The organism is Salipiger aestuarii (genome assembly GCF_003259905.1).
GTDB lineage: Bacteria > Pseudomonadota > Alphaproteobacteria > Rhodobacterales > Rhodobacteraceae > Salipiger > Salipiger aestuarii.
Map to the genome: position 1 here is coordinate 1 of NZ_QLMG01000107.1, position 2,151 is coordinate 2,151.

2 protein-coding genes are annotated in these 2,151 nt (G+C 46.5%); both read left to right on the top strand.

What is annotated here, in order from left to right; translation table 11 throughout:
- Positions 1–255: 255 nt before the first annotated feature.
- Positions 256–1,293, top strand: coding sequence for a GSCFA domain-containing protein (locus ATI53_RS22660; protein WP_205912205.1), 1,038 nt, complete (start codon positions 256–258; stop codon positions 1,291–1,293).
- Positions 1,290–2,051: a hypothetical protein gene (locus ATI53_RS23560; RefSeq protein WP_150282790.1), complete on the top strand. Its 762-nt coding sequence runs from the start codon at positions 1,290–1,292 to the stop codon at positions 2,049–2,051. The genes ATI53_RS22660 and ATI53_RS23560 overlap by 4 nt, the downstream gene beginning before the upstream one ends.
- Positions 2,052–2,151: the final 100 nt, after the last annotated feature.

Genomic DNA, 2,151 nt, shown 5'->3' on the forward strand with positions numbered 1-2,151 from the left:
TCCTTCCATTCATGAGAAAGGATCGCACCATCAAACCGTGGGATCAAACAACTAGAGGGTTTCGCGGCGGCCCTACGTGACAACATCAAACAGCGACTGCGGCGACAGGCGCTGCGGGCTCGAAGGGCCAAGCGCTGCGACGATGATTTTGGCGCAAAGCCACCGATCCTTATGATTGCGCTCGAAGATAGGACATGCGACGATGCCTCCGCGTCCTGAGACAGTGTAAAGATATGCGAAACGATTGGAAAAAGCTTGATTGATCACCCCTACAGGCACCTTCCGGAAAACAGATATTGGAAGCAAGCGATAGCCCAGAGGGCTGTTTTTGACCTTGCCGATCTCTATAAGAAAAAGTTCTTTATCGATCCCTCGCAACCTATTGCGACCGCAGGTAGCTGCTTTGCGCAACATATCGCAAAAAGACTGCAACGGAGTGGTTACAGATATATGGATGCAGAGCGTCCACCATTTAACTTTCCAACTGATTCTCTGGAAAAGTTCGGATATGGTTTGTACTCAGCTCGCTTTGGAAACGTCTATACAGCGCGTCAGCTATTGCAATTGGCGCAAAGAGCATTCGGCGATTTCCAACCGATTGAATGCATTGTAGAAGATAACGGTCGCATTTTTGATCTCCTGCGCCCCACGATTCAGAGTGGTGGATTTGCATGTCACGAAGAGTACAATGAAATTCTTGGATATCATTTCCGAGCTGTGCGGCACATGTTCACGCGTTGCAGCTTGTTTGTATTTACATTTGGCCTCACAGAAGCTTGGGTGGACAAGCGTGATGGGACTGTTTTTCCCATTTGCCCCGGAACGGCGGCAGGTGAGTATAACCCAGAAAAATATGAATTTAAAAACTTTACGGCATCAGAGATTTTGTCTGATATGAAGCAGTTCATAGCGCTAGTTCGGAATGTTAATCCTGATGTCAGATTTCTATTCACTGTTTCACCAGTACCACTGGTCGCAACAGCTGAGGATCGTCATGTGCTGGTCTCAACGGTCTACTCGAAGTCTGTTCTAAGAACTGTCGCTGGTGAACTCGAACAGACTGATCCGCTGATTGATTATTTTCCATCTTATGAGATAATTTCTGGAGTGCCGTCACGAAGCATGTTTTTTGAGCCAGACATGAGGACGGTCCATACAAAGGGCGTGGATCTGGTCATGGAGCATTTCTTTCGAGAGCATCCCCCAGTGAAGCAAAGCCAGCCAGCTATGGGGGGCGAAACCGAAGAACGCGACCCTGTCTGCGATGAACTTTTCCTGAAGGGACAAGCATGAGCTTAGAATTTTCAACCCTGAAATGTCATATCATCGGTGACAGCCATGTTCACTCATTGAGAGCAGCTGCCTCACAGCTGAAAGACATTGATTTTTCTTTGGGCACCATTCAGCCAATTGGATCAGCAAACGACTTTTACGAAAGTTTTTTTTCTGTTGAAGATAATAGAATCCGACTTACCAAGCCAAAAATGGTGGAGAGATTGAACGGGTTTTTGTGTAACCCTCAGGGTGAACTTTACAAGCCCGATGGATCGCTAATTTTCCTTTCTGCGGGTTTTCATACCTTGGTGTTTTTGAATAGCAAAAGGTGGGACACACATCGGCATTGGAAGGTTATGTCTTCGTCCATGAAACAACCCTTAACTGAAAGTGAGTTTTCGGCGATGGTAGAAGACCTACACAGGCACCTACTGACATTCTTGAGCAAGGCGAAAACACTTGGGTACAATTTTTGCATTTTGTCTAGTCCTCCACCAACTAAAAGGTTTATAGACAGGCTAACGGAGAAGCAATGGACCACCGATGAAATTGTTTTTCTTGACTCTGCTTTTCGAGGAGTGATGAGTTCTCGTTTACAAGCGACTGGAGTCCCGGTTGTTTCCCCGCCGGGGGATGTCACTATGGATGGATTCTTGAAAGATGATTTTGTAACTGCTGATCCCTCCGATACTCATCATGGTAATGTTGAGTATTCGAAGCTATTCTTGAGAAGAATTTCCGATTTTGTGAAGCATAGCAATTACACCACTGATTAAGATAACTGTCACATCCCGGCAGGTAGTATGGCTGCTTCTTGAACAACTCCGGCTTGAGTTTGTTCCCGTCCTTCATGGCCTGCAAGGGCGTATTGCTGCC

Bases quoted from the DNA above. Each gene is read 5' to 3' on its own strand.
- ATI53_RS23560 (WP_150282790.1), top strand. From the start codon at position 1,290: ATGAGCTTAGAATTTTCAACCCTGAAATGTCATATCATCGGTGACAGC.